The 23,012-nt window shown below is 75.0% G+C and carries 6 protein-coding genes; 4 read left to right on the forward strand and 2 right to left on the reverse strand.

Annotated features, from left to right (window positions below):
* Positions 1-194: 194 nt before the first annotated feature.
* Positions 195-2,795, reverse strand: coding sequence for an ATP-binding protein (locus WMF20_RS05680; RefSeq protein ID WP_437611350.1), 2,601 nt, complete (start codon positions 2,793-2,795; stop codon positions 195-197).
* Between the two features lie 345 nt (positions 2,796-3,140).
* Here WMF20_RS05680 and WMF20_RS05685 point away from each other — a divergent pair, with 345 nt between their 5' ends.
* The 4 genes from WMF20_RS05685 to WMF20_RS05700 all read left to right on the forward strand — a co-directional run bounded on the left by WMF20_RS05685 (position 3,141) and on the right by WMF20_RS05700 (position 21,840).
* Complete coding sequence (locus tag WMF20_RS05685; RefSeq protein ID WP_437611352.1) at positions 3,141-3,911, forward strand: SDR family NAD(P)-dependent oxidoreductase; 771 nt, start codon at positions 3,141-3,143, stop codon at positions 3,909-3,911.
* Positions 3,912-4,516: 605 nt separating this feature from the next.
* On the forward strand, positions 4,517-6,166 hold the full coding sequence (locus WMF20_RS05690; RefSeq protein WP_437611354.1) for a PfaD family polyunsaturated fatty acid/polyketide biosynthesis protein: 1,650 nt from the start codon (positions 4,517-4,519) through the stop codon (positions 6,164-6,166).
* A 27-nt stretch (positions 6,167-6,193) separates the two neighbouring features.
* Complete coding sequence (locus WMF20_RS05695) at positions 6,194-13,894, forward strand: SDR family NAD(P)-dependent oxidoreductase (RefSeq protein ID WP_437611356.1); 7,701 nt, start codon at positions 6,194-6,196, stop codon at positions 13,892-13,894.
* Positions 13,895-13,896: 2 nt separating this feature from the next.
* Positions 13,897-21,840: a beta-ketoacyl synthase N-terminal-like domain-containing protein gene (locus WMF20_RS05700; protein WP_437611358.1), complete on the forward strand. Its 7,944-nt coding sequence runs from the start codon at positions 13,897-13,899 to the stop codon at positions 21,838-21,840.
* 134 nt (positions 21,841-21,974) lie between these two features.
* Here the strand turns inward: WMF20_RS05700 and WMF20_RS05705 are convergent, their stop codons facing one another.
* Positions 21,975-23,009, reverse strand: coding sequence for a PEGA domain-containing protein (locus WMF20_RS05705; RefSeq protein ID WP_437611360.1), 1,035 nt, complete (start codon positions 23,007-23,009; stop codon positions 21,975-21,977).
* Between the last annotated feature and the right edge of the window lie 3 nt (positions 23,010-23,012).

Genomic DNA, 23,012 nt, shown 5'->3' on the forward strand with positions numbered 1-23,012 from the left:
CCTTACGATCACATCTCAAAGGAGATGGGTCTGTCAAGGACGTGGAAGGGTCGGCGATGAGGGCTGAAGTGGGAGATGATGCGCTGTGGCCCGTATTACTCGCTGTCTCTCACGCTTCAGTCCGGTCGCTCTCTTGCGCGCGGCTTTAAGGCGGTTTTACGCGGCTTTACGCGCCTCAGGCGCCTCTCACGAGCTCACTCCGCCCCGTCCGCCTGAAGGGCGGGCAGCCACATGCGGACCGTCGTGCCTTCGCCGAGCGCGCTCTCGATACGGATGCTGCCCTGGTGCTCCTGGATGAACCGGTGCGTCAGCGACAGGCCGAGCCCGGTCCCTTGCCCGGGCGGCTTCGTCGTGAAGAACGGCTCGAAGATCCGGCTCAGGTCCTCGGCGCGGATGCCGCAGCCGGTGTCGCGCACGTCGATCTCCACGCCGTGGACGTCCCCGCGCGGGAGCGCGCGCGCCCCGACGACGACGGCGCCGCCCTGGGGGCTGGCGTCGAGGGCGTTGCCGATCACGTTGAGCAGGGCCGACTCGAGCTGCGACGTGTTGACGAGCACCGCGGGCAGCGCCGACGCGGCGCTGTTCGCCTGGAGGTGGACCCGGCGCTCGCGCGCCCGCGGCCCGGAGAGGTCGACCGCGCGGCGGAGCGCCTCGCGCACGTCGCACGGCTGCCGGCCGACCGGCTTGCCGCGCGCGTACTCGAGCAGCGCCGTCACGAGGTCCGAGCAGCGGTTCGCCTGCCGCTCGATGGTGCCGAGCGCCTTGATGATCGCGGCCTCGTCGGGCAGGCCGTGCCCCTTCCGGTGCCGCCGGATCAGGAGCTGCGCGGTCATCACGATGACCGAGACCGGGTTGTTCATCTCGTGCGACAGCCCCGCGACGAGCGTGCCTATCGCCGCCATCTTGCCCGCCTGGAGGAGCTCCTCCTGCGTCTCCGAGAGCCGCTTGAGCGCGGCCGCGAGCTCGCGGTTCTTCGCGGCGAGCTCCAGGTAGGCGCGGTGCAGCCGCTCGGCCGCGCGGACCCGCGCCTTGAGCTCCAGCGGGTCGAACGGCTTGCTCAGGTACTCGTCGGCGCCGACCTCGAGCCCGCCCACGGCCTCGGCGCGGCTCGCCCTGGCCGTGAGCAGGAGGATCGGGATGTCCCGGAGCTCGGGATCCCGCTTGAGCCGCCGGACCAGCTCGAAGCCGTCCATCTCGGGCATCATCACGTCCGACACGATGACGTCGGGCCTCGTCGCCCCGACCACCTCGAGCGCCTCCCGGCCGTTCGTCGCGAGCAGGACCTCGTGCTCGGCGGACAGGATGCCCTCGAGGTAAGACGCCATGTCCGGGTTGTCCTCCACGACGAGCACGCGCGGCGCAGGCGCCTCTGCGCGGCCGTCTCCGCGGACCGCCGGCGCGGCGCGAGGCGCGGGCGCCGCGAGGTGGTCCGCGACGCGCGGCCTGGACGCCACGGGGTCGTCCGCGCCGCCGGGCGGCACCGACGGCCTCGGCGGCTCCGGCGCGCGAGGCGCCCGCGACGCCATCACGCCGTCCGCCGCGCGCGGGAGCCGCACGAAGAAGCGGGAGCCGACCCCGGGCTCGCTCTCCACGCCGACCGTGCCCCCCATGAGCTCCGCGAGCTCCTTGGCCAGCGACAGCCCGATCCCGGTCCCCTCGTGCTTGCGCGTGGCCGACGCGTCGATCTGCTGGAACCGCTGGAAGAGCAGGTGTCTCTGGTCCGGCGGGATGCCAGGACCGGTGTCCTCGATCGAGAGCTCGAAGAGCCCGTCCGCCCTCCGCAGCCCGACGTCGACCCGGCCGCCCGCCGGGGTGAACTTCAGCGCGTTGCCCAGCAGGTTGAGCGCGATCTTCTCGAACTTGCGCCGATCGAGGGGGACCGTCCCGAGCGCCGGATCCGCCTGGAGCGACAGCTGCACTCCGCCGCGCTCGGCCGCGGGGCGCGCCTCTTCCACCATGTCCGCGACGAGCTCTGTCACGTCGACCGCCTCCCAGTCGACCTGCATCTTGCCGGCCTCGATCTTCTGGTAATCGAGGACGTCGTCGACGAGCCGGCGGAGCCGCCGCCCGCTGCGCTGGATGCGCTCGAGATCGGCCTGCACCCGCGGCGAGAGCGGCTCGTCTCGGCCCGACAGGAGCGACTGGAGCGGACCGAGGATGAGCGAGAGCGGCGTCCGGAGCTCGTGGCTCATCACCGTGAGGAACTCCCCCTTGGCGCGGGCGGCGGCGTCGGCGGCCTCCTTGGCCTTCTGGAGCTCGACCTCCATCCGCTTGCGCTCGGTGATGTCGGCGTAGATCCCGAGGAGCCCGGTCACCTCGCCGCGCTCGTCGCGGATGGGCACCTTGCTGGTGAGCAGGACCCGCCGCTCGCCGTCCGGGCGGCGCAGCGGCTCCTCGATGTCGAGCATCGGCGTGCCGCGCTCCATGACCTCCCGGTCGACGCGCACGAACGACTCCGCGTCTTGCTTCCCCCAGACGTCGAAGTCGGTCTTGCCGACGAGGTTCTCCAGGACCCTCGTGTTCGTGTCGTTGAGGAAGTTCTGATTTCCTCCGAGAAACCGGCCCTGGCGATCTTTCCAGAAGATGGCGTGGGGGACGTTGGCGATGACGTATTTCAGCACCGCCTGCTGCTGCTCGAGGCTCGCCTGAGCCTGCTGCTGCGCGGCGATGTCGGCGGCGCGCACCCGCGCCTCGGCTGGAGACGCCGCCCTGGACGTCCGTGATTTTTCGGCGCGCGCTCGACGGGCCTGGAGGAGCTTGCTGACCCTGGCAGAGAGCCGGTAGAGGCGTCGCATCGTTGGCTCGTCGCGAGAGCATAAAACGAGCGCGAGCGACCTCAAAGCATCACCGCACCGGAACGCAGCCGCCGAGCACGGGCGGCCGGCGGGGGAGCCCGGCGAACGAGCGCGGCGGCGCTCGTGTTGCGCCGGTCGGGTGTGCCCTCCATGGAAGCGTTCCGTCGCGGTTGGCGAGCCCCGGTCTGCGGCGCGCCCGGCTGCGCCTGCGTCGCCTGCGTCGAACGACACCCGGTGATGGCTGGCGGTGCCGGCGAGAGCGCGTCTCTTCCACCCGTTTGGGCACCCGCCTTGTAACGGCGCAGGTGCACACGGCGGCTTCGCCGTGGTAGAGGGGCTGAGCACATGTCAGGTCGAGTCGCGCTCGTCACCGGGGCGGCGTCGGGTATCGGCGCGGCCACCGCACGCAGGTTGTCGCAAGCCGTGGGCGGCCTGGTCCTCATCGATCGGAACCGGGCGGCGCTCGACGCGCTCGCGGCGGAGCTCCGTGGGCCGGAGCTCTTGGTGCGCGACGGCGACGTGGGGACCGAGGCCCCGTGGGCCGAGATCGAGGAGGCCGTCGAGCGCCGGTTCGGGAGGCTCGACCATGTCGTGGCGAACGCCGGTATCGCCCACGGGGCGCCGCTCGCGGAGACCTCGTTCGAGGACTGGCGGCGCGTGCTCTCGGTGAACCTCGATGGCGCCTTTCTGACGCTGCGGACGGGCCTTCGCCTCCTCGGGAGGTCGGGCGAGGGCGGGACGGCCGTCGTCGTCTCCTCGGTCGCGGCCGTCAAGGCCGAGCCGGGCATCGCCGCGTACGCGGCCTCGAAGGCGGGCGCGGCGCAGCTGGTCCGCGTCGCGGCGAAGGAGGGCGCGCGCGACAAGATCCGCGTGAACGGCGTCCTGCCCGGGGGCGTCGAGACGCCGATCTGGACGCAGACGCCGTTCTTCCAGGAGCTCGTCGCGACCGCCGGGAGCGAGCGCGCCGCGTTCGATCAGATGGCGGCGATGGCGACGCCCTTCGGGCGGTATGCGAGCGCCGACGAGATCGCGGGGCTCATCGCGTTCCTGCTCTCCGACGCCTCGGGCACCATGACCGGCGCGCTGCTCGTCAGCGACGGCGGGTACTCGCTCTAGCCATCGCTGCGGCCCCTGGCTCGGGGGAGGCCTCGCCGGAGGCCTACCGTGGGCGCGGGGACGAGAGGGAACCTTGGAGAAGAGAAGACCTCTGTGCCTCCGTGGTTCGAATTCTTCTGCGGGGACATAGTTGGGCGAGATCAAACCGCCTTCCAGCGGGAGAGGGGGTTGAACCGCCTGGACGTGAAGAGCGTCAGGGGAAACGGGGAGCAGGCCTGTTGGATTCTCCTGGGGTCCTTGCCATCTCGGCGGTTCAGTCTCTCTCTCAGGGCGCGCCGCGCTGGCCGGTTGGGGGTTCATGACGAGACGCTGACAATGCGCGCCGGCCCGCGGCTCCGGGACGCCGCGCAGCGCTCGCCCCGGAGCCGCGGGTCGCAGAAAAAGCAAGCGGTTCCGAAGGCTTGAGCCCATGGGTCGCCAGGGAGACCGAGGCGCGACGCGTCATGGGGCGCGGGCGCGGACGCGCCGAGGGAAAGCGCTTTCATGGCCGATCCTGGGGGACGGCGCGATCGGGCCATGCCGTCGCGCCGTGACCGAACCATTACCGCGGGCCGGAGACGACGGATGTTATAGACCGCGAGCTTGTCATTGGGAGGCAGCTCAGCATGATTCATGAACCGCAGGCCCTCCGCAGCGCCGGCCTCCAGCCGATCGGGATCTGGCGCAGCGGACCTTGGCTCCCCGCGTTCACGTCGACCGATCTGCGGGAGGCCGTCTCCTGCGTGCGCGAGCCGGTGCACGTGGTGCGCGAGACGCCGGAGGGGCGCGTCGGCGTGTCCCGCGGCGGCGCAGTGATCCGCGACGATCAGGTCAACGGGGTCCCCACGTTCCCGCTCCTCGGCACGCTGCCGGCGCTGTATCCGGAGTGGCTCGGGGACCGCTCCTTCCTCGAGGTCCACCGCCTGCGCTTCCCCTACGTGGCCGGCGCGATGGCGAACGGTATCCACACCACGCGGCTGACCATCGAGATGGCCAGGGCAGGGATGATGGGGTTCTTCGGCGCCGCCGGCCTCGGGCTCCACCGGATCGAGCAGGCGGTCGACGAGATCGTCGCCGCGCTCGGCACGGAAGGCCCCACCTGGGGCTGCAACCTCATCCACGCTCCGAACCAGCCGCGGCTCGAGAGCGACACGGTGGAGCTCTACCTGAGAAAGGGAGTGAGGCGGGCCGAAGCCGCGGCCTACATGGGCCTGAACCCGATGGTCGTGCGGTTCGCCTACAGCGGCATCAGGCGCCTGCCCGACGGCCGCATCGACCGGCAGAACCACCTGTTCGCGAAGATCTCGCGCCCGGAGGTCGCCGCGCGCTTCCTGTCGCCGGCGCCGGCCGAGATCCTCGATACGTGCGTTCGCAACGGGTGGCTCACCCGGGAAGAGGCGGAGCTCGCGCGGTCCCTGCCGGTGGCCGAGGACATCACCGTGGAGGCCGACTCCGGCGGGCACACCGACAACCAGCCGCTCGTCGCGCTGTTCCCGGTCATCCTCGGCGTCCGCGACGAGCTCGCGGCCAAGCACGGGTATCAGCGCCCGATCCGCGTCGGCGCGGCCGGCGGCCTCTCCACGCCGTCCACGGTCGCCGCGGCGTTCGCGCTCGGGGCGGCGTACGTGCTCACGGGCTCGGTCAACCAGGCATGCGTCGAGTCGGGCCTGTCCGAGGAGGGCAAGAAGATGCTGGCCCAGGCCGACCTGCCGGACGTGACCATGACGCCGGCCGCCGACATGTTCGAGCTCGGCGTGCAGGTCCAGGTGCTCAAGCGCGGCACGATGTTCGGCGTCCGCGCGCAGCGGCTCTACGACCTGTACGTCGCCCACGACTCCATCGAGTCGCTGCCTGCCGACGTGCGCGCGCGCGTCGAGCGGGAGCAGTTCCAGATGTCGTGCGACGAGGTGTGGGCCGGCTGCGAGCGGTTCTTCGCCGAGCGCGACCCGGCCGAGCTCGAGCGCGCCGCCCGCGAGCCGAAGCACAAGATGGCGCTGATCTTCCGGTGGTATCTCGGCATGTCCAGCAAGTGGGCGATCGCCGGGGACCCGAAGCGCCGCGCCGATTACCAGATCTGGTGTGGCCCGGCCATGGGCGCCTTCAACCGCTGGGTCAAGGGGTCGTTCCTCGAGGCCCCCGCGAACCGCACCGTGGTCCAGGTCGCGCGCAACCTGCTCGAGGGCGCGGCCGTCGTCACGCGCGCGCAGCAGCTCCGGACATACGGCGTCCCCGTGCCGAGCGCCGCCTTCCACTTCACCCCTCGCCCGCTCGTCTGAGCGCCCGATCACCTGCTGAGGTCCGTCATGCACCCTTCGTCCCCGCGTACTCCGGCCATCGCCGTCGTCGGCGTGAGCGCCATCTTCCCCGGCTCGCTCGACGCTCACGGCTTCTGGCGCGACATCCTCGCTGGAACCGACCTCATCACCGACGTTCCGAGCACCCACTGGCTGGTCGAGGACTACTACGATCCCGATCCGTCCGCTCCGGACAAGACGTACGCGAAGCGCGGCGCCTTCCTGAAGAATGTGCCGTTCGATCCGCTGGAGTGGGGCGTCCCGCCGTCGATCGTTCCGGCCACGGACACGACGCAGCTGCTCGCGCTGATCGTGGCGAAGCGCGTGCTGGAGGACGCGGCGCAGGGGCAGTTCGAGTCGATGGACCGCGAGCGGATCAGCGTGATCCTCGGCGTCACCTCGGCGCAGGAGCTCCTCGCCTCGATGGTGAGCCGGATCCAGCGGCCGGTGTGGGCCAACGCGCTCCGGGATCTCGGGTATCCGGAGGACGAGGTGAAGCGCGCCTGCGACCGGATCTCGAACAGCTACGTGCCCTGGCAGGAGTCGAGCTTCCCGGGCCTGCTCGGCAACGTGGTGGCCGGGCGCATCGCGAACCGGCTCGACCTCGGCGGGACCAACTGCGTGACCGACGCGGCGTGCGCGTCGTCGCTGTCGGCGATGTCGATGGCGATCAACGAGCTCGCGCTCGGCCAGTCCGATCTCGTGATCGCCGGCGGCTGCGACACGATGAACGACGCCTTCATGTACATGTGCTTCAGCAAGACGCCGGCCCTGTCGCGGTCGGGCGACTGCCGCCCGTTCTCGGACAAGGCCGACGGCACGCTGCTCGGCGAGGGCATCGCGATGGTGGCGCTCAAGCGGCTCGACGACGCCGAGCGCGACGGAGACCGGGTGTACGCGGTGATCCGCGGGATCGGGTCGTCGTCCGACGGGCGGAGCAAGAGCGTGTATGCGCCGGTGCCGGAAGGGCAGGCCAAGGCGCTGCGCCGGACCTACGCCGCCGCCGGGTACGGCGCCGAGACCGTGGAGCTGATGGAGGCCCACGGCACCGGGACCAAGGCCGGCGACGCGGCCGAGTTCGAGGGCCTGCGCGCGATGTTCGACGAGTCGGGGCGGCAGGACCGGCAGTGGTGCGCGCTCGGCAGCGTGAAGTCGCAGATCGGCCACACAAAGGCGGCCGCGGGCGCGGCGGGCCTGTTCAAGGCGATCATGGCGCTGCACCACAAGGTGCTGCCGCCGACCATCAAGGTCGACAAGCCGAACCCCAAGCTCGAGATCGAGAAGACCGCGTTCTATCTCAACACCGAGGCGCGGCCGTGGATCCGGCCGGCGGGCCACCCGCGGCGGGCGTCGGTGAGCTCGTTCGGCTTCGGCGGCTCGAACTTCCACGTGGCGCTGGAGGAGTACACGGGCCCGGCGCCGCGGGCGCACCGGGTGCGGTCGGTCCCGGCGGAGCTCGTCCTCCTGTCGGCGGACACGCCGGCGGCGCTCGCGGACCGCGTCCGGGCGACGGCGAAGGCGGCGGAGACCCCGGAGATCCTGCGCTTCCTGGCGCGGGAGTCGGTGCTCTCGTTCGACGGGTCGCGGCCCGCGCGGCTCGGGCTGTGCGCCACGGACGAGGCGGATCTCCGGAAGAAGCTCGAGCAGGTCGCGGCGCACCTCGGGTCGAAGCCCGAGCAGGCGCTCGCCGCGCCGCTCGTGCATTACGCGACCGGGGAGGCGCCGGGGCAGGTGGCGTTCCTGTTCCCGGGGCAGGGGAGCCAGTACCTCGCGATGGGCGCCGACGTGCTGATGACGTTCGACGCGGCCCGCGAGGCCTGGGACGCGGCGGCGAGCGTCCCGATCGCGGACGCGCCGCTGCACGAGGTGGTGTTCCCGCGGCCGGTGTTCTCGGACGAGGACCGCGCGGCGCAGGACGCGCGGCTCCGCGAGACGCGGTGGGCGCAGCCCGCGATCGGCGCGACGAGCCTCGCGCACCTCGCGCTGCTCGGGGCGCTCGGGGTGCGGGCCGACGCGTTCGCGGGCCACAGCTTCGGCGAGATCGCGGCGCTGCACGCGGCGGGCGCGCTGTCGGCGGCGGACCTCCTGCGCGTGGCCCGGCGGCGCGGCGAGCTGATGGGCGCGGCGTCGTCCGAGCGGGGCGCGATGATCGCGGTCCCGCGGGCGATCGAGGAGGTGCGGGCGCTCGGGCTCGGGGACGTGGTGGTCGCGAACCACAACGGCCCGAAGCAGGTGGTCCTGTCCGGGTCGGTCGCGGCGATCGAGGCGGCGGAGAAGCGGCTCGCGGGCATGGGGATCCAGGCGCGGCGCCTCGACGTGGCGGCGGCGTTCCACTCGCCGCTCGTGGCGGAGGCGAGCGCGCCGTTCCGCGAGTTCCTGGGGGGCATCGCGGTGCAGGCGCCGGGGGCGCCGGTGTACAGCAACGCGGAGGTCGAGCCGTACCCGGGCGGCGGCGACGCGGTGCGCGACCGGCTGGCGCGCCAGCTGGCCGAGCCGGTGCGGTTCGTGGAGGAGATCGAGCGGATGTACGCGGCCGGGGTGCGCACGTTCGTGGAGGTCGGGCCGGGCTCGGTGCTCACGAACCTGGTCGGCGACATCCTGAGCGGGCGGCCGCACCGCGCCGTGGCGCTCGACCGCAAGGGCAAGCACGGGGTGACGAGCCTGTTCGAGGCGGTGGCGCGGCTCGCCGTGGCGGGGGTGCCGCTCGACGCGCGGGTGCTCTGGGACGGGGTCGCGGCGCCGGTCGATCCGCGGGCGCTGCCGAAGCCGAAGCTGTCGCTGGCGATCAACGGGAGCAATTACGGCAAGCCGTACCCGCCGCAGGGCGGGGCGAAGGAGCTGCCGAAGCCGAGCGCGGCGAGGCCGGCGCTCGAGGCGGCGGTGAGCGCGGCGAGGCCGGCGGCGCCGGTCGCGAGCGCGGCGTCGCCGGTGGTGCGCGCGCCGGCGCCGGCCGTGAGCGCGTCGTCGCCGGTGGTGCGCGCGCCAGCGGCGGTTGCGAGCGCGTCTGCGCCGGCAGTGAGCGCGTCTGCGCCGGCCGTGCGCGCGTCTGCGCCGGCAGTGAGCGCGTCTGCGCCGGCCGTGAGCGCATCGTCGGGGACCGTGAGCGCATCGTCGGGGACCGTGAGCGCATCGTCGGGGGCCGTGAGCGCATCGTCGGCGGCCGTGAGCGCGTCGCCGGCGGCCGTGAGCGCGTCGTCGGCGGCCGTGAGCGCATCGTCGCCGGTGGTGCGCGCGTCGTCGCCGGCCGTGCGCGCGTCGTCGCCGGCCGTGAGCGCGTCGTGGCTCGCTGCCTACCAGGAGGCGCAACGCGCCACGGCGGAAGCCCACAGCGTGTACCAGCGCACCATGGCCGAGACCCACATCGCCTTCCTGCAGGCGGCCGAGGCCTCCTTCGCAGGGCTCGCCGCGCTCGCGACCGGCGCTCCTTCCCCGGTCACGGCGGCGCCCGAGGCGCGGATCGCGCCCACGATCCTCGCGCCGGTGCATCGAGGGCCGGTCTCGGAGGCGTCGCTGAGGCCCGCAGGGGCGCCGGCGCTGCTCATCGGCGGGGGCAGGAGCCACGCGATCCAGGACGGCCTGAACGGCGCGGGCGGGGAGCATCACGCGGCGCTCGCAGCGCCGGTGGCTGCGGCGCCTGCCGCGGCAGCGAAGCCGGCGGCCGCGCCGCCCGTGCAGGCGGCGCCCATCGCGGCAGCGAAGGCCGCGGCGCCGGCGGCTGCGGCGCCCGTCGCGGCAGCGAAGCCGGCGGTCGCGCCGCCTTCGCCCGCCGCGGCAACGCAGGCGGCGGGCGCCGCCGCGCCGGGGGTCGATCTCGAGCGGATGGTCCTCGAGGTGGTCGCGGACAAGACCGGATACCCCGTCTCCATGCTCGGAATGCAGATGGAGCTGGAGAGCGATCTCGGGATCGACAGCATCAAGCGGGTGGAGATCCTCTCCTCGGTCCGGGATCGGACGCCCGGGCTGTCGGAGGTGGACGCCTCGGCGCTGGCGCAGCTGCGCACGCTCGGGCAGGTGGTCGACCACCTCCGCGCCTCGATGCCCGCCGCCGCGCCGGCGGCCGGCGCAAGGCCGGCCATCGCCGCCCCCGCCGCCGCAGCGGCGCCCGCAGCAGCCGCGCCGGCGGGCGCAGCCGCGGCGGCGTCCGCCGCATCCGCGGAGGTCGAGCGGGTGGTGATGGCGGTGGTGGCCGAGACGACGGGCTACCCGGCCGAGATGCTCGGGCTTCAGATGGAGCTGGAGAGCGATCTCGGGATCGACAGCATCAAGCGGGTGGAGATCCTGTCGGCGGTGCGGGACCGGACGCCCGGGCTGTCGGAGGTGGACGCCTCGGCGCTGGCGCAGCTGCGCACGCTCGGGCAGGTGGTCGATCACCTCCGCGCCTCGCTGCCGGCCGCCGCGCCGGCGGCCGCCGTCAGGCCGGCTGCCGGACCCTCCGCCGCGACGGCGCCTGCTGCAGCCATGCCGGCCGCCGCTCCGGCCGCGGCGGCGGCGCCCGCGGCAGCCGACGTCGAGCGGGTGGTGATGGCGGTGGTGGCCGAGACGACGGGCTACCCGGCCGAGATGCTCGGATTGCAGATGGAGCTGGAGAGCGACCTCGGGATCGACAGCATCAAGCGGGTGGAGATCCTGTCGGCGGTGCGGGACCGGACGCCCGGGCTGTCGGAGGTGGACGCCTCGGCGCTGGCGCAGCTGCGCACGCTCGGGCAGGTGGTCGATCACCTCCGCGCCTCGCTGCCGGCCGCCGCGCCGGCGGCCGCCGTCAGGCCGGCTGCCGCCCCCTCCGCCGCGACGGCGCCCGCTGCGGCCGCTCCGGCCACGCCGGCCGCCGCTCCCGCGGCGGCGGCGCCCGCGGCAGCCGACGTCGAGCGGGTGGTGATGGCGGTGGTGGCCGAGACGACGGGCTACCCGGCCGAGATGCTCGGATTGCAGATGGAGCTGGAGAGCGACCTCGGGATCGACAGCATCAAGCGGGTGGAGATCCTGTCGGCGGTGCGGGACCGGACGCCCGGGCTGTCGGAGGTGGACGCCTCGGCGCTGGCGCAGCTGCGCACGCTCGGGCAGGTGGTCGACCACCTCCGCGCCTCGCTGCCCGCCCCCGCGCCGGCCAGCGCTTCCGCCGCGACGCCCGGTGCGGCCGAGGTCGAGCGGGTGGTGATGGCGGTGGTGGCCGAGACGACGGGCTACCCGGCCGAGATGCTCGGGCTGCAGATGGAGCTGGAGAGCGATCTCGGGATCGACAGCATCAAGCGGGTGGAGATCCTGTCGGCGGTGCGGGACCGGACGCCCGGGCTGTCGGAGGTGGACGCCTCGGCGCTGGCGCAGCTGCGCACGCTCGGGCAGGTGGTCGACCACCTCCGCGCGCGCCTCGGCCCCGCCGCCGCCGGCGACGCCCCGGCGAAGCCCGCCGAGGACCCCGCCGCCGCGCACCTCGGCCGGTGGACGCTCGTCGAGGTGCCGGCGCCCGCCGCCGGCATGGCGATGCCCGGCCTCTTCGACGCCGGCACCGTGGTGGTCACCGGCGACGACGCGGTCGGCCCCGCGCTCGCCGCCGCCCTCGCGGCGCGCGGGATCGCCGCCGAGTACGCCGCCGCCGTGCCCCGCGGGGCCCGCGGCGCCGTGTTCCTCGGCGGCCTGCGCGACGCCGCCACGGCCGACGAGGCGCTCGCCGTCCACCGCGAGGCGTTCCTCGCGGCCCAGGCGATCGCGGCGCAGCCGGCCCTGTTCGTCACGGTCCAGGACACGGGCGGCGACTTCGGCCTCGCCGGCTCGGACCGCGCCTGGGTGGGCGGGCTGCCGGGCCTCGTGAAGACCGCGGCCCTGGAGTGGGCCGAGGCGTCGTGCCGCGCGATCGACCTCGAGCGGAGCGGCCGGCCCGCCGCCGAGCTCGCCGAGGCCGTCGCCGCGGAGCTCCTGTCCGGCGGCGTCGAGCTCGAGATCGGCCTGCGCGCCGACGGCCGGCGCACCACGCTGCGCAGCGTCCGGCAGGACGCGCAGCCCGGGCCGCTCCCCCTCGGGCCGTCCGACGTTGTCGTGGCGAGCGGCGGCGCCCGCGGCGTGACCGCGGCGACGCTGATCGCGCTCGCGAAGGCCAGCCGCGCGAGGTTCGCGCTGCTCGGCCGCTCCGCGCTCGAGGACGACCCGGCCGTGTGCCGCGGCGTCGGTGGCGAGGCCGCGCTCAAGGCGGCGCTCGTCAAGGCCGCGGCCTCCGCGGGCCACAAGGCGACGCCGGCGGAGATCGGCCGCCAGGTCGCGAAGATCCTCGCGAGCCGCGAGGTCCGCGCGACGCTCGACGCGATCCGCGCGGCCGGCGGCGAGGCCGTCTACGTGCCGGTCGACGTGAACGACGCGCGCGCCGTGGCCGCGGCGCTCGACCAGGTGCGCGGCGCCCTCGGCCCCGTCACCGCGATCGTCCACGGCGCGGGCGTGCTCGCCGACAAGCTCATCGCGGAGAAGACGGTCGAGCAGCTCGAGCGCGTGTTCCGCACGAAGGTCGACGGCCTGCGGGCCCTGCTCGGCGCGACCGAGGGCGACCCGCTCAAGGCGATCGTCCTCTTCAGCTCCATCGCGGCGCGCAGCGGCAACAAGGGGCAGTGCGACTACGCGATGGCGAACGAGGTCCTGAACAAGGTCGCCGCGGCCGAGGCCGCGCGTCGCCCGGGCTGCCGCGTGAGGTCGCTCGGCTGGGGGCCCTGGCAGGGCGGCATGGTGAACGCGGCGCTCGAGGCGCACTTCGCGCAGCTCGGCGTGCCGCTCATCCCGCTCGACGTGGGCGCGAGGATGCTGCTCGACGAGCTCTGCGACGGCTCGGGCGACCGCGGCGCGGGCTCCGCCGCGCCCGGCGCGGTCGAGCTCGTGCTCGGCGCGGAGCCGACGACGCTCGCGGCCCAGGGCCACGGCCGGCGGGTCGCGCTGGCCGTCCGCGCCGACCGCGCGACGCACCCCTACCTCGGCGATCACGCCATCAACGGCGTCCCCGTGGTGCCGGTGGTGATCGCCCTCGAGTGGTTCGCCCGCGCCGCGCGGGCCTGCCGGCCGGATCTCGTCGTGACCGAGCTGCGCGACGTGCGGGTGCTGCGCGGGATCAAGCTCGCGGCGTACGAGTCGGGCGGCGAGGTGTTCCGCGTGGACTGCCGCGAGGTGAGCAACGGCCACGGCGCGGTGCTCGCGGCCGAGCTGCGCGGGCCCCAGGGGGCGCTGCACTACGCGGCGACCATCGAGATGGCGCAGCCCGAGGGGCGCGCGGCCCCGAGGGGCCCGGCCCTGCCGTCGCTCGGCCCGTGGCCCTCCGGCGGCGACCTGTACGACGGCCGCACGCTGTTCCACGGCCGCGACTTCCAGGTGATCCGGCAGCTCGACGGCGTGAGCCGCGACGGGATCGCGGGGACGGTCATCGGCCTGCGCGAGGCCGGCTGGGTGGCGCAGCCGTGGAAGACCGACCCGGCGGCGCTCGACGGCGGGCTGCAGCTCGCGACGCTGTGGACGCAGCACGTGCTCGGCGGCGCGGCGCTCCCGATGTCCGTGGGCGCGCTGCACACCTTCGCCGAGGGGCCGTCCGACGGCCCGCTGCGCGCGGTGGTGCGCGGGCAGATCGTGGCCCGCGACCGCACGAAGGCGGACATCGCGTTCGTCGACCAGACGGGCGCGATGGTCGCCGAGCTGCGCGACGTGCAGTACGTCCTCCGCCCCGACACGGCGCGCGGGCAGGCGTGATCGTGGCCAGCGTGTTCGAGCCCATCGCCATCGTCGGCCGCGGGTGCGTCCTGCCGGGCGCGCTCCACCCCGCGGCCCTCTGGGACAACGTGCTCGCGGGCAGGGACCTCCTGTCCGCGGCCCCCGACGGCCGCTGGCGCCTGTCGCGCGAGCGCGCGCTCGCCTCCGGCCAGGGCGACGGGCGCGGCGCGCGCGACGTGCGCGACGCGAAGGACCGCGCGTGGAGCGACCGCGGCGGCTACGTCGCCGGGTTCGACGAGCACTTCCGCCGCGTGCTCGCCCGGGACCCGTTCCCGCGGAGGAGCGGTCCGCCCGAGTCGCTGCTCGCGCTCGACCCGCTCTTCCAGTGGGTGCTCTACGCGGGCCGCGAGGCGCTGCGCGAGGCCGGCCACGAGGGCCGATCCGACCGCGCGGGCGCGGTGCTCGGGAACCTCTCGTTCCCCTCGTCGGCGATGTCGGCGTGGGCCGAGGCGACGTGGCTCGGCGAGCTCGCCGGCGTCGCGCGGCCCGATCCGCGCAACCGGTTCATGTCGGGGCTGCCCGCCCACCTGCTCGCCGACGCGCTCGGCCTCGGGGCCGGGGCGTTCGCGCTCGACGCCGCGTGCGCGTCGTCGCTCTACGCGATCGCGCTCGCCTGCGAGCGCCTGCAGGACCGCGAGGTCGACCGGATGCTCGCCGGCGCGGTGTGCCGGTCGGACGACCTCTTCATGCACATCGGGTTCTGCGCGCTGTCGGCCCTGAGCCGCACCGGGCGCAGCCGCCCGTTCTCGTCGGCGGCCGACGGCCTGGTCCCGGCCGAGGGCGCGGCGTTCGTGGTCCTCGAGCGCCTGGCCGACGCGGAGGCCGCGCGCAGGCCCATCCTCGGCGTGATCCGCGGGATCGGCCTGTCGAACGACGGCCGCGGCCGCGGCCTGCTCGCGCCGGCGGTCGAGGGCCAGCTGCGCGCGATGCGGGCCGCGTACGCCATGGCCGGCCTCGATCCCGGCGAGGTCTCGCTCCTCGAGTGCCACGCGACGGGCACGCCCCTCGGCGACGCGACCGAGATCGCGACCCTCACCGAGGTGTTCGGCCGCCGCGAGGTCCCGCTCGGCTCGCTCAAGTCGAACCTCGGCCACCTCGTCACGACGGCCGGCGCGGCCGGGCTCCTCAAGCTGCTCGGCGCCATGGCGGCGGGGATCCGCCCGCCCACGCTGCACGCCGATCCGCTGAGCGACGCGGTGGCCGCGAGCCCGTTCCGGGTGCTCCAGCGGGCCGAGCCCTGGGAGGGCCGGCGGCTCGCCGGCCTCTCGGCGTTCGGGTTCGGCGGGAACAACGCCCACCTGCTCGTGGAGGCGTACGAGCCCGCCGCGCCGAGGGGCCGCGCCGCGCTCGCCGCGCCGCCCGCCACGGCGGCGCGCCCCGCGCCGGCGGGCCACCTGGCCGTGGTGGCGATGGGCCTGTGCGTCGGCGAGCTCAGCGGCGTACGGGCGTTCGCCGAGCCGCTCCTCTCGGGCGGCGGCGCGGATCCCCGCCGCGCGACCGTGGCGCTGCCCGCGGATCGCCTCCGGTTCCCGCCGCGCGATCTGGAGCAGGCGCTCGCCCAGCAGACGCTGCTGCTCGAGGCGGCGATCGAGGCCACCGAGGGGCTCGCGCTGCCGCGCGATCGCACCGCCGTGCTCATCGGCATGGGCGCCGACACCGAGGTGTGCCGGTACATGGCGCGCTGGCGGCTCGCCGAGTCGGCGCCGGCGCGGCTCGGCCCGTCGGTCGACGTCGACGCGCTCAAGGACGCGATCATCGCGCCCCTCCGGGCGGCGGGCGTCGTCGGGAACATGCCCAACATCCCGGCGAACCGGCTGAACAGCCACCTTGACGTCGGCGGGCCGTCGTTCACGGTCGCGGCCGAGGAGCTCTCCGGGCCCTGGGCGCTGCGGGTCGCGTCCCGCGCCCTGCGCGCGGGCGCCGTGGACGCGGCGATCGTCGGCGCCGTGGACCTTTCGTGCGAGCCCGCCCACGCGGCCGCGCTCGAGGCGCTCGGCGTCCACCTGCCTCCAGGCGACGCCGCGGTCGTGCTCGTCCTCGAGCGGCTCGACGACGCCGTCCGGGAGCGGCACCCGGTCCTGGCCGTGGTCGTGGACGAGCCGGCCGAGCCGGGGCTCGTGCTGTCGGCCACGGATCTCGCGCCGCGGTTCGGCCATGCGCACGCCGCCTCCGGCCTGCTGCACGTCGCCGCCGCGGTGCTCGCCTGCCGTCATGGCCGCAAGCCCGACGGAGCGCCGTGGTCCGACGACGTCCGCGTCGCCGAGGTCCGCTGCGCCGGCCTCGGCGGGGGCTCGCTGTCGGTCCGCATCGGGGCCGGCGGTCCGGCCGCGCCGCTCCCGCCGCCGCGACCTTCCGGGGGGCCGGCGCTCACGCTCCCCGCCCACCCGCCGGCGATCGTCATGCCCGGCGCGGCCCCCCGCTCATCCGCTGGAGACTCCATGGAACCTGCGCCGCCTCTGCCGTCCGCCCTCGACGACCTGCCGCCGCTGTACCCCGGGCCCACGGGGTTCTCTGCCGCCGACGCGGCCTCGCCGCCGTCCTGGGACGAGCCGCCGCCGATGGCGCCGGCGCTCGTCGAGGCCGCGGCGGCGGGCATCGCGGTCGAGCCGCTGCAGGTCGCGCCGGCGTTCGTCGAGGCCGCGGCCGTGGACATCGCGGTCGAGCCGCTGCAGGTCGCGCCGGCGTTCGTCGAGACGGCGGCCGTGGGCATCCCGGGCGACGTGATCGCCGGCGCCGCGGCGTTCACCGTGCAGATGGCGCAGATCCACAGGGCGTGGGCGGAGCAGCAAGCCCAGGTCCACCGCCGGTTCCTGCAGATGCGGCAGCGCGCGCTGGACGCGCTCGTCGACGCGTCGTCGGGCGCGGCTGCGGCGGTGCACGCGGCGCCTTCGGCGCAGGTCGTCCCCGTCGCGCCGGTCCGCGCCGAGTCGCCGCGGCCGGTCGAGGCGCCGCGCCTGATCCGCGCCGAGCCGCCGCGCCCCGCCGAGCCGCCGCGCCCGCCCCGCGCCGAGTCGCCGCGCCCCGCCGCGGCGCCGCCGCCTCCGCCGCGCCCCGCCGCGGCGCCGCCGCCTCCGCCGCGCCCCTCCGCCGCGGCGCCGCCGCCTCCGCCGCGCCCCTCCGCCGCGGCGCCGCCGCCTCCGCCGCGCCCCGCCGCCGCCGCGCCGCCGCCGCCTCCGCCGCGCCCCTCCGCCGCCGCGCCGCCGCCTCCACCGCGCCCCGCCGCCGCGCCGGACCTCCCCGCGGCGGCTGCCCTCGCGCCGCGCGGTCCCCGGTTCAGCCGCGAGCAGCTCGAGCACCTCGCCTCGGGCCGGATCTCCGACGTCTTCGGCCCGCTCTTCGCCCGGCAGGACGGCTACCGCCGTCAGGTGCGCATGCCCATGCCGCCGCTGCTGCTCGCCGACCGGGTCACCGGGATCGACGCCGAGCCCGGCTCGATGAAGCTCGGCACGATGTGGACCGAGACCGACGTGCGGTGGGACTCCTGGTACCTGCACGACGGCGCGATGCCGGCCGGCATCATGATCGAGAGCGGCCAGGCCGACCTCTTGCTCATCAGCTGGCTCGGCGCGGACTTCGAGAACAAGGGCGAGCGCGTCTACCGGCTGCTCGGCTGCGAGCTCACCTTCTACGGCGGGCTGCCGCGCCCGGGCGACACGCTCGTCTACGACATCCACGTCGACGGGCACGCGAAGCACGGCGACGTCCGCCTGTTCTTCTTCCACTACGACTGCCGCATCGGCGGCGAGCTGCGCCTGAAGACGCGCAAGGGCCAGGCCGGCTTCTTCACCGACGAGGAGCTCGCGAGCTCCGGCGGCGTCCTCTGGGACGCGGAGACCGCCGAGCACGCGGCGACCGCCCGCCTCGATCCGCCGCGCATCGCCTGCCAGAAATCCGCCTTCGACCGCGCCGACCTCCTCGCGTTCGCGGCCGGCGACGCCGCGGCGGCGTTCGGCCCCGGCTTCGAGCGCCTGAGCACCCACGTCCGGACGCCGCGCATCAGCGCGCCGCCCATGCAGTTCTTCGATCGCGTCGACGTGTTCGACCCGGCGGGCGGCCCGTGGAAGCGCGGCTATCTCAGGGCCACGCTGCCGATCACGAAGGACGGCTGGTTCTTCGAGGGCCACTTCAAGGACGACCCGTGCATGCCGGGCACGCTCATGTTCGAGGGCTGCTTCCAGGCGCTCGCGTTCTACATGGCGGCCATGGGCTTCACGGTGGACGCGGACGGCTTCCGCTTCGAGCCCGTGCCCGAGATCCCCTACCTGCTCCGCTGCCGCGGCCAGGTGGTCCCGCAGAGCCGGCTGCTCACGTACGAGGTCTTCGTCGAGGAGGTCCACGACGGCCCCCAGCCGACCGTGTTCGCCGACTTCCTGTGCACGGTCGACGGCCTCAAGGCGTTCCACGCCCGCCGCGTCGGCCTGCGCCTCCGCCCGGACTGGCCGCTCTCGAGCTTCCCCGAGCTGCTCGACGGCCACGTCGAGCCGAAGCCGGTCGCGCGGGTCCCCGGGGCCGAGCTCGGCGCGCCGCCCCCAGGCGGCGCCGACGCGGACGCCGGCGGCTTCCCGTTCGACTACAAGAGCCTGCTCTCGTGCGCCTGGGGCAGGCCGTCGGACGCGTTCGGCCCGCTCTACCGCAGGTTCGACGAGGGCCGGCACGTCGCGCGGCTCCCGGGGCCGCCGTACCACTTCATGAGCCGGGTCCTCTCGGTCTCGAGCCCCATGGCGGCGATGAAGGCCGGCGCGAAGGTCGAGGTGGAGTACGACGTCCCGGCGGACGCCTGGTACTTCGACGAGAACGCGAGCCTCACCATGCCGTTCGCGGTGGTGCTCGAGGCCGCGCTCCAGACGTGCGGCTGGCTCGCGAGCTACGCCGGCTGCGCGCTCTCGAGCGAGGGCGCGCTGTACTTCCGCAACCTCGACGGCAAGGGCGCGCTGCGCGCCGAGGTCCTGCCGGACGCGGGCGCGCTGCGCACGACGTCGCAGCTCACGAACATCTCGCGGTCGGGCGGCATGATCATCCTGTCGTTCCGGGTCGAGTGCAGCGTCGGCGCCACGCGGGTGTACGACCTCGAGACGGTGTTCGGCTTCTTCCCGAAGGCCGCGCTCGCGACGCAGGTCGGCATCCCGCCGAAGCCCGAGGAGGTCGCCGCGCTGGAGGCGCCGTCCGATTTCGAGGTCGATCTCCGCGCGCGCCCCGAACGGTACTGCGGGGGCAAGCTCGGGCTCGCGCGGCCGTCGCTGCTGATGATCGACCGGATCGACGGCCTGTGGCAGGGCGGCGGTCAGAAGGGGCTCGGCCGGCTGCGCGCGCGGCGGGACGTCCAGCCGTCGGAGTGGTTCTTCAAGGCCCATTTCCTGGGCGATCCGGTGCAGCCCGGCTCGCTCGGCATCGAGGCGATGCTGCAGACGATCCAGTTCTGGATGCTGCACCACGACCTCCACGCGGGCCTCCGCGACCCGCGGTTCGAGCCGGTGATGACGGGGCACGAGCACGCCTGGCGCTACCGCGGCCAGGTGCTGCCGAGCAGCCGGCGGGTGACGGTCGAGACCGACATCCTCGAGGTCGGCCGCGACGATCGCGGGCCCTACGTCGTCGCCGAGTCCTACCTCTGGGTGGACGGCCTCCGCATCTACGGCGCCACGCTCGGCGTGCGCATCGTCGACGGCGCTCCGCCGCCCCGCCCGCGGCGCGACGTCGGCTTCGACCCGCGCGGCGACGCGCGCCACCTCGCCTCGCTCCCGGGCGCCGTGCTCCGGAGCCAGGGGCCTCGCCCGAAGGAGCCGACCGCGGGGCGCGCCGCGCCGCCGGAGGGCGAGGGCGCCGAGGAGGTGCTGGATCCGGCCGGCTGGGTGGCGGACCACTGCCCCACCTGGACGGTCCCGGCGCTCCCGGGGATGAGCATGGTCGACCGGTTGGCCGGCGCCGCCTTGCTGGCGCGCCCGGGGAGCGTGGTCGTCGCCGTGGAGGACGTGGTGGTGCTGCGCTGGCTGCCCGTGCCGGGGCCGGTGCGCATCAAGGCCGAGGCCACCGGGACCGGCGATGTCCTCGACGTGCGGCTCCTCGCGTGGCGCGAGGCCTCGAACCCGGCGCTCTCGCGGTTCGAGCCCGTGTGCACCGGCCGCGTGCGGGTGGCCGGCGCGTACCCGCCCGCCCCCGCGCCGGAGCCGGCGCTCGACGCGCCCGAGGCCGACGACCCCTACGCCGCGGGCACGCTGTTCCACGGCCCCGCGTTCCAGTACCTGACCTCGCTCCGGCTCGGCGCGCGCGGCTCCTCGGCGGTGCTCGATCCCGGCAAGGGCTCGGTGCCTCCCGGGGCGCTGCACCAGGGCATGCTCGACGCGCTGACCCACACCATCCCGCACGACCGGCTGTTCCTGTGGGATCCGGCGAGCCCGCCCGCGCACATCGCGTTCCCGTCGCGCATCCCGTCGCTGCGCCTGTACGGGCCGATCCCCGAGGCGCCGGTGCGCGTCGAGGTGCGCTACGAGGGCCGCGAGGATCGCTTCGTCTCGTTCCGGGTGCAGGCCATCGCGGGCGCCGGCGCCGGGGCGGAGGCCGCCGGCGAGCGCGTCTGGCTGGAGCTCCGCCTCGTCGAGGTGCTGCTCCCGCAGGGGTCGGTGGGCGGCGCGCCGCCCGGGATCCGCCGGGCGTTCCTGCGCGACCGCGCCCCGGTCGACCTCGGCGTCTCGCGCCTCGACGCGGCGTCGGGCGAGGCGCGGTGCAGCCCGGCCGACGTGCGCACGATGGACTGGATGCCGGGCACGGTGGCGCACCTGTACGCCGCGTCGGGCGATCTCGTCGAGGCGGTGGCCGTGAAGGATCACGTCGCGCGGCGCGCCGGCGTGCACCCGTCGACGGTCTCGCTCGCCGGGGTCTCCTCGGCGCAGCCGCTGACGCGCTGGCCGTTCGCGGTGGCGCGCGAGGGCTCCGAGGTCGTGGTCCGCGACGCGGGCCCGCCGGCGATCGACATCGCGCCGGTGCGCCGCTACTGGGGCGCGGCCATGGGCCTCGGCCGGTGGCCCGCGGAGGACCTGTATTTCGGCCTCATCGAGCGGTTCATCCGCCGGGTGCACGTCGCCGATCCCGCCGCGTTCCGCGCGGTGAAGGGCCGGAGCCTGCTCTACCTCGGCAACCACCAGGTCGGCGTCGAGTCGCTCTTGTTCGGCATCGCCGTCTCCGGGCTCACGGAGGTCTCCACGGTCACGCTGGCCAAGGCGGAGCACCGGACCACGTGGCTCGGCACGATGCTCGCGCACTGCTTCGCGTACCCGGGCGCGCGCGATCCGAAGGTGATCACGTACTTCGATCGCGAGGACAAGGCGTCGCTCGGGGGCATCATCGCGGAGCTCGGGGCGGAGATGCAGGGGTCGGGCAAGGGGGTGATGGTGCACGTCGAGGGCACGAGGTCGCTCGAGTGCCGCACGCCGGTGCGCAAGATGAGCGGCTCGTTCATCGACATGGCGCTCGCGGTGGGCGTCCCGGTGGTGCCGGTGCGCTTCGCCGGCGCGCTGCCGCCGGAGCCGCTCGAGAAGCGGCTCGAGTTCCCGCTGGGCATGGGCGTGCAGGACATCTGGATCGGCCGCCCGCTGCTGCCCGAGGAGCTCGCGGGGCTGACCTACAAGGAGCGCAAGGACCTCGTGATCGCCGGGATCAACGGGCTCGGCCCGAGCAACGAGGTCGAGCAGCCGTTCCCCGGCGATCCTGCGTTCGCGGCGTCGGTGGACGCGTGGGTGGCGGAGGCGGGCGTCGGGCACGAGGACGCGACGGTCTTCCGGGTGCTGGAGGCGTGCGCCGACCCGACGCCCGAGACGGCCGCGATCGTGGAGGCCGCGCGCACGGGGCGGCTCGCGCCGCCCGACCCGCGGCGGGCCGACTGGCTGCGGAAGCTGGCGGCGCGGCTCCTGGGGAGGCGGCTCGTGGGGTGAGCCGGGCGGGGGCGACGTCCCTCAGGGCCTGAACGCACGGCCTGGAGGGAGCTCGCGATGAAGGATAAGTATAGAAAATCGTTGATCTTTAGTTCGGTTTTCGCCTTCGTCGTCGCCCCTGACCGCCGCCTCCTTCACCACCGGATCGCCGTCGGCTCCGCGACCCAGTTCAGGCTCCCCCCGTCGTAGGGCGGCGGCGGTCGCGTCAGCGCGTACGTCAGCGCCGCGCCGCCCGCCAGCACGGCCGCCGCGCCCGTCCAGAACCACCACGTCTTCAGCACCGATTGCCGCACCGGGACCAGCTTGGCCGTCAGATCCGCCCGCTGCCCCGCGTGCAGATCGAGCGTCGCCGCGTACGTCTCGAAGCCGTCGCGCACCACCTCGATCCGGTACTTCCCCGGCGGCCGCTCGATGTCGATGGGCGCGAGCCCGGCCTCGCGGCCGTCCACGCGGACGAGCGCCTGCGCCGGCTCGGCGCGCACCGCGACCCGCGCGGGGAGCAGGTCCAGCCGGAGGTCGAGCGTGGCCTGCTCCCCGGGCCGGTAGGTCTTCTGGACGAACGCATCCTGGCGCCCCGGCCGCGCCGCCCGGAAGAGGTGGACGCCGGGATCGAGCTCCACCGTGAAGGTCTTCTCCGCCGGCGCCTCCGCGCGACCCACCGGCGCGGGGAGCGCGACGAAGACCCGGGGCCCGTCGCCGTCGTCCAGGCGGAGGGGGCGCCCGTCCACGGTCAGCGGCGTCCCCGCGGGATCCAGCGTCACCGCCACGCGGACGACGAGCTGGTCCAGCTCGGCGACGAACGCCCTGGCGTCGTCGAGCTGCGCGGGCGCGAGGCCGTCCGCGCTCGCGAGCACGCGGCGGAAGGTGCGGCGCGCCGCGACGTAGCGGCCCAGCGCGCGCTCGCAGAAGCCGATGTTGTACTGGACGATCGGCGCGTCCCGCGCCGCCGCCGCCTCCTCGAAGGCGGCGAGCGCCTCGCCCCACTGCGCGTCCTTCGACCGCTGCACGCCGAGCAGGAACGCCGCCCTGCCGCGCGCGGTGCGCTCGTCGGCCGCCGGCGCCTCCGCCGGAGCCGCGGGCCCGCTCGGCTCCTCGGCGCTCGCGCGCCCCTCGGCCCAAAGCGCCAATCCCGCCACGACCAGGCCACCCAGGATCCACCGCGTCCGCATGGC

It is taken from the genome of Sorangium sp. So ce834 (assembly GCF_051521425.1).
GTDB lineage: Bacteria > Myxococcota_A > Polyangia > Polyangiales > Polyangiaceae > Sorangium > Sorangium cellulosum_D.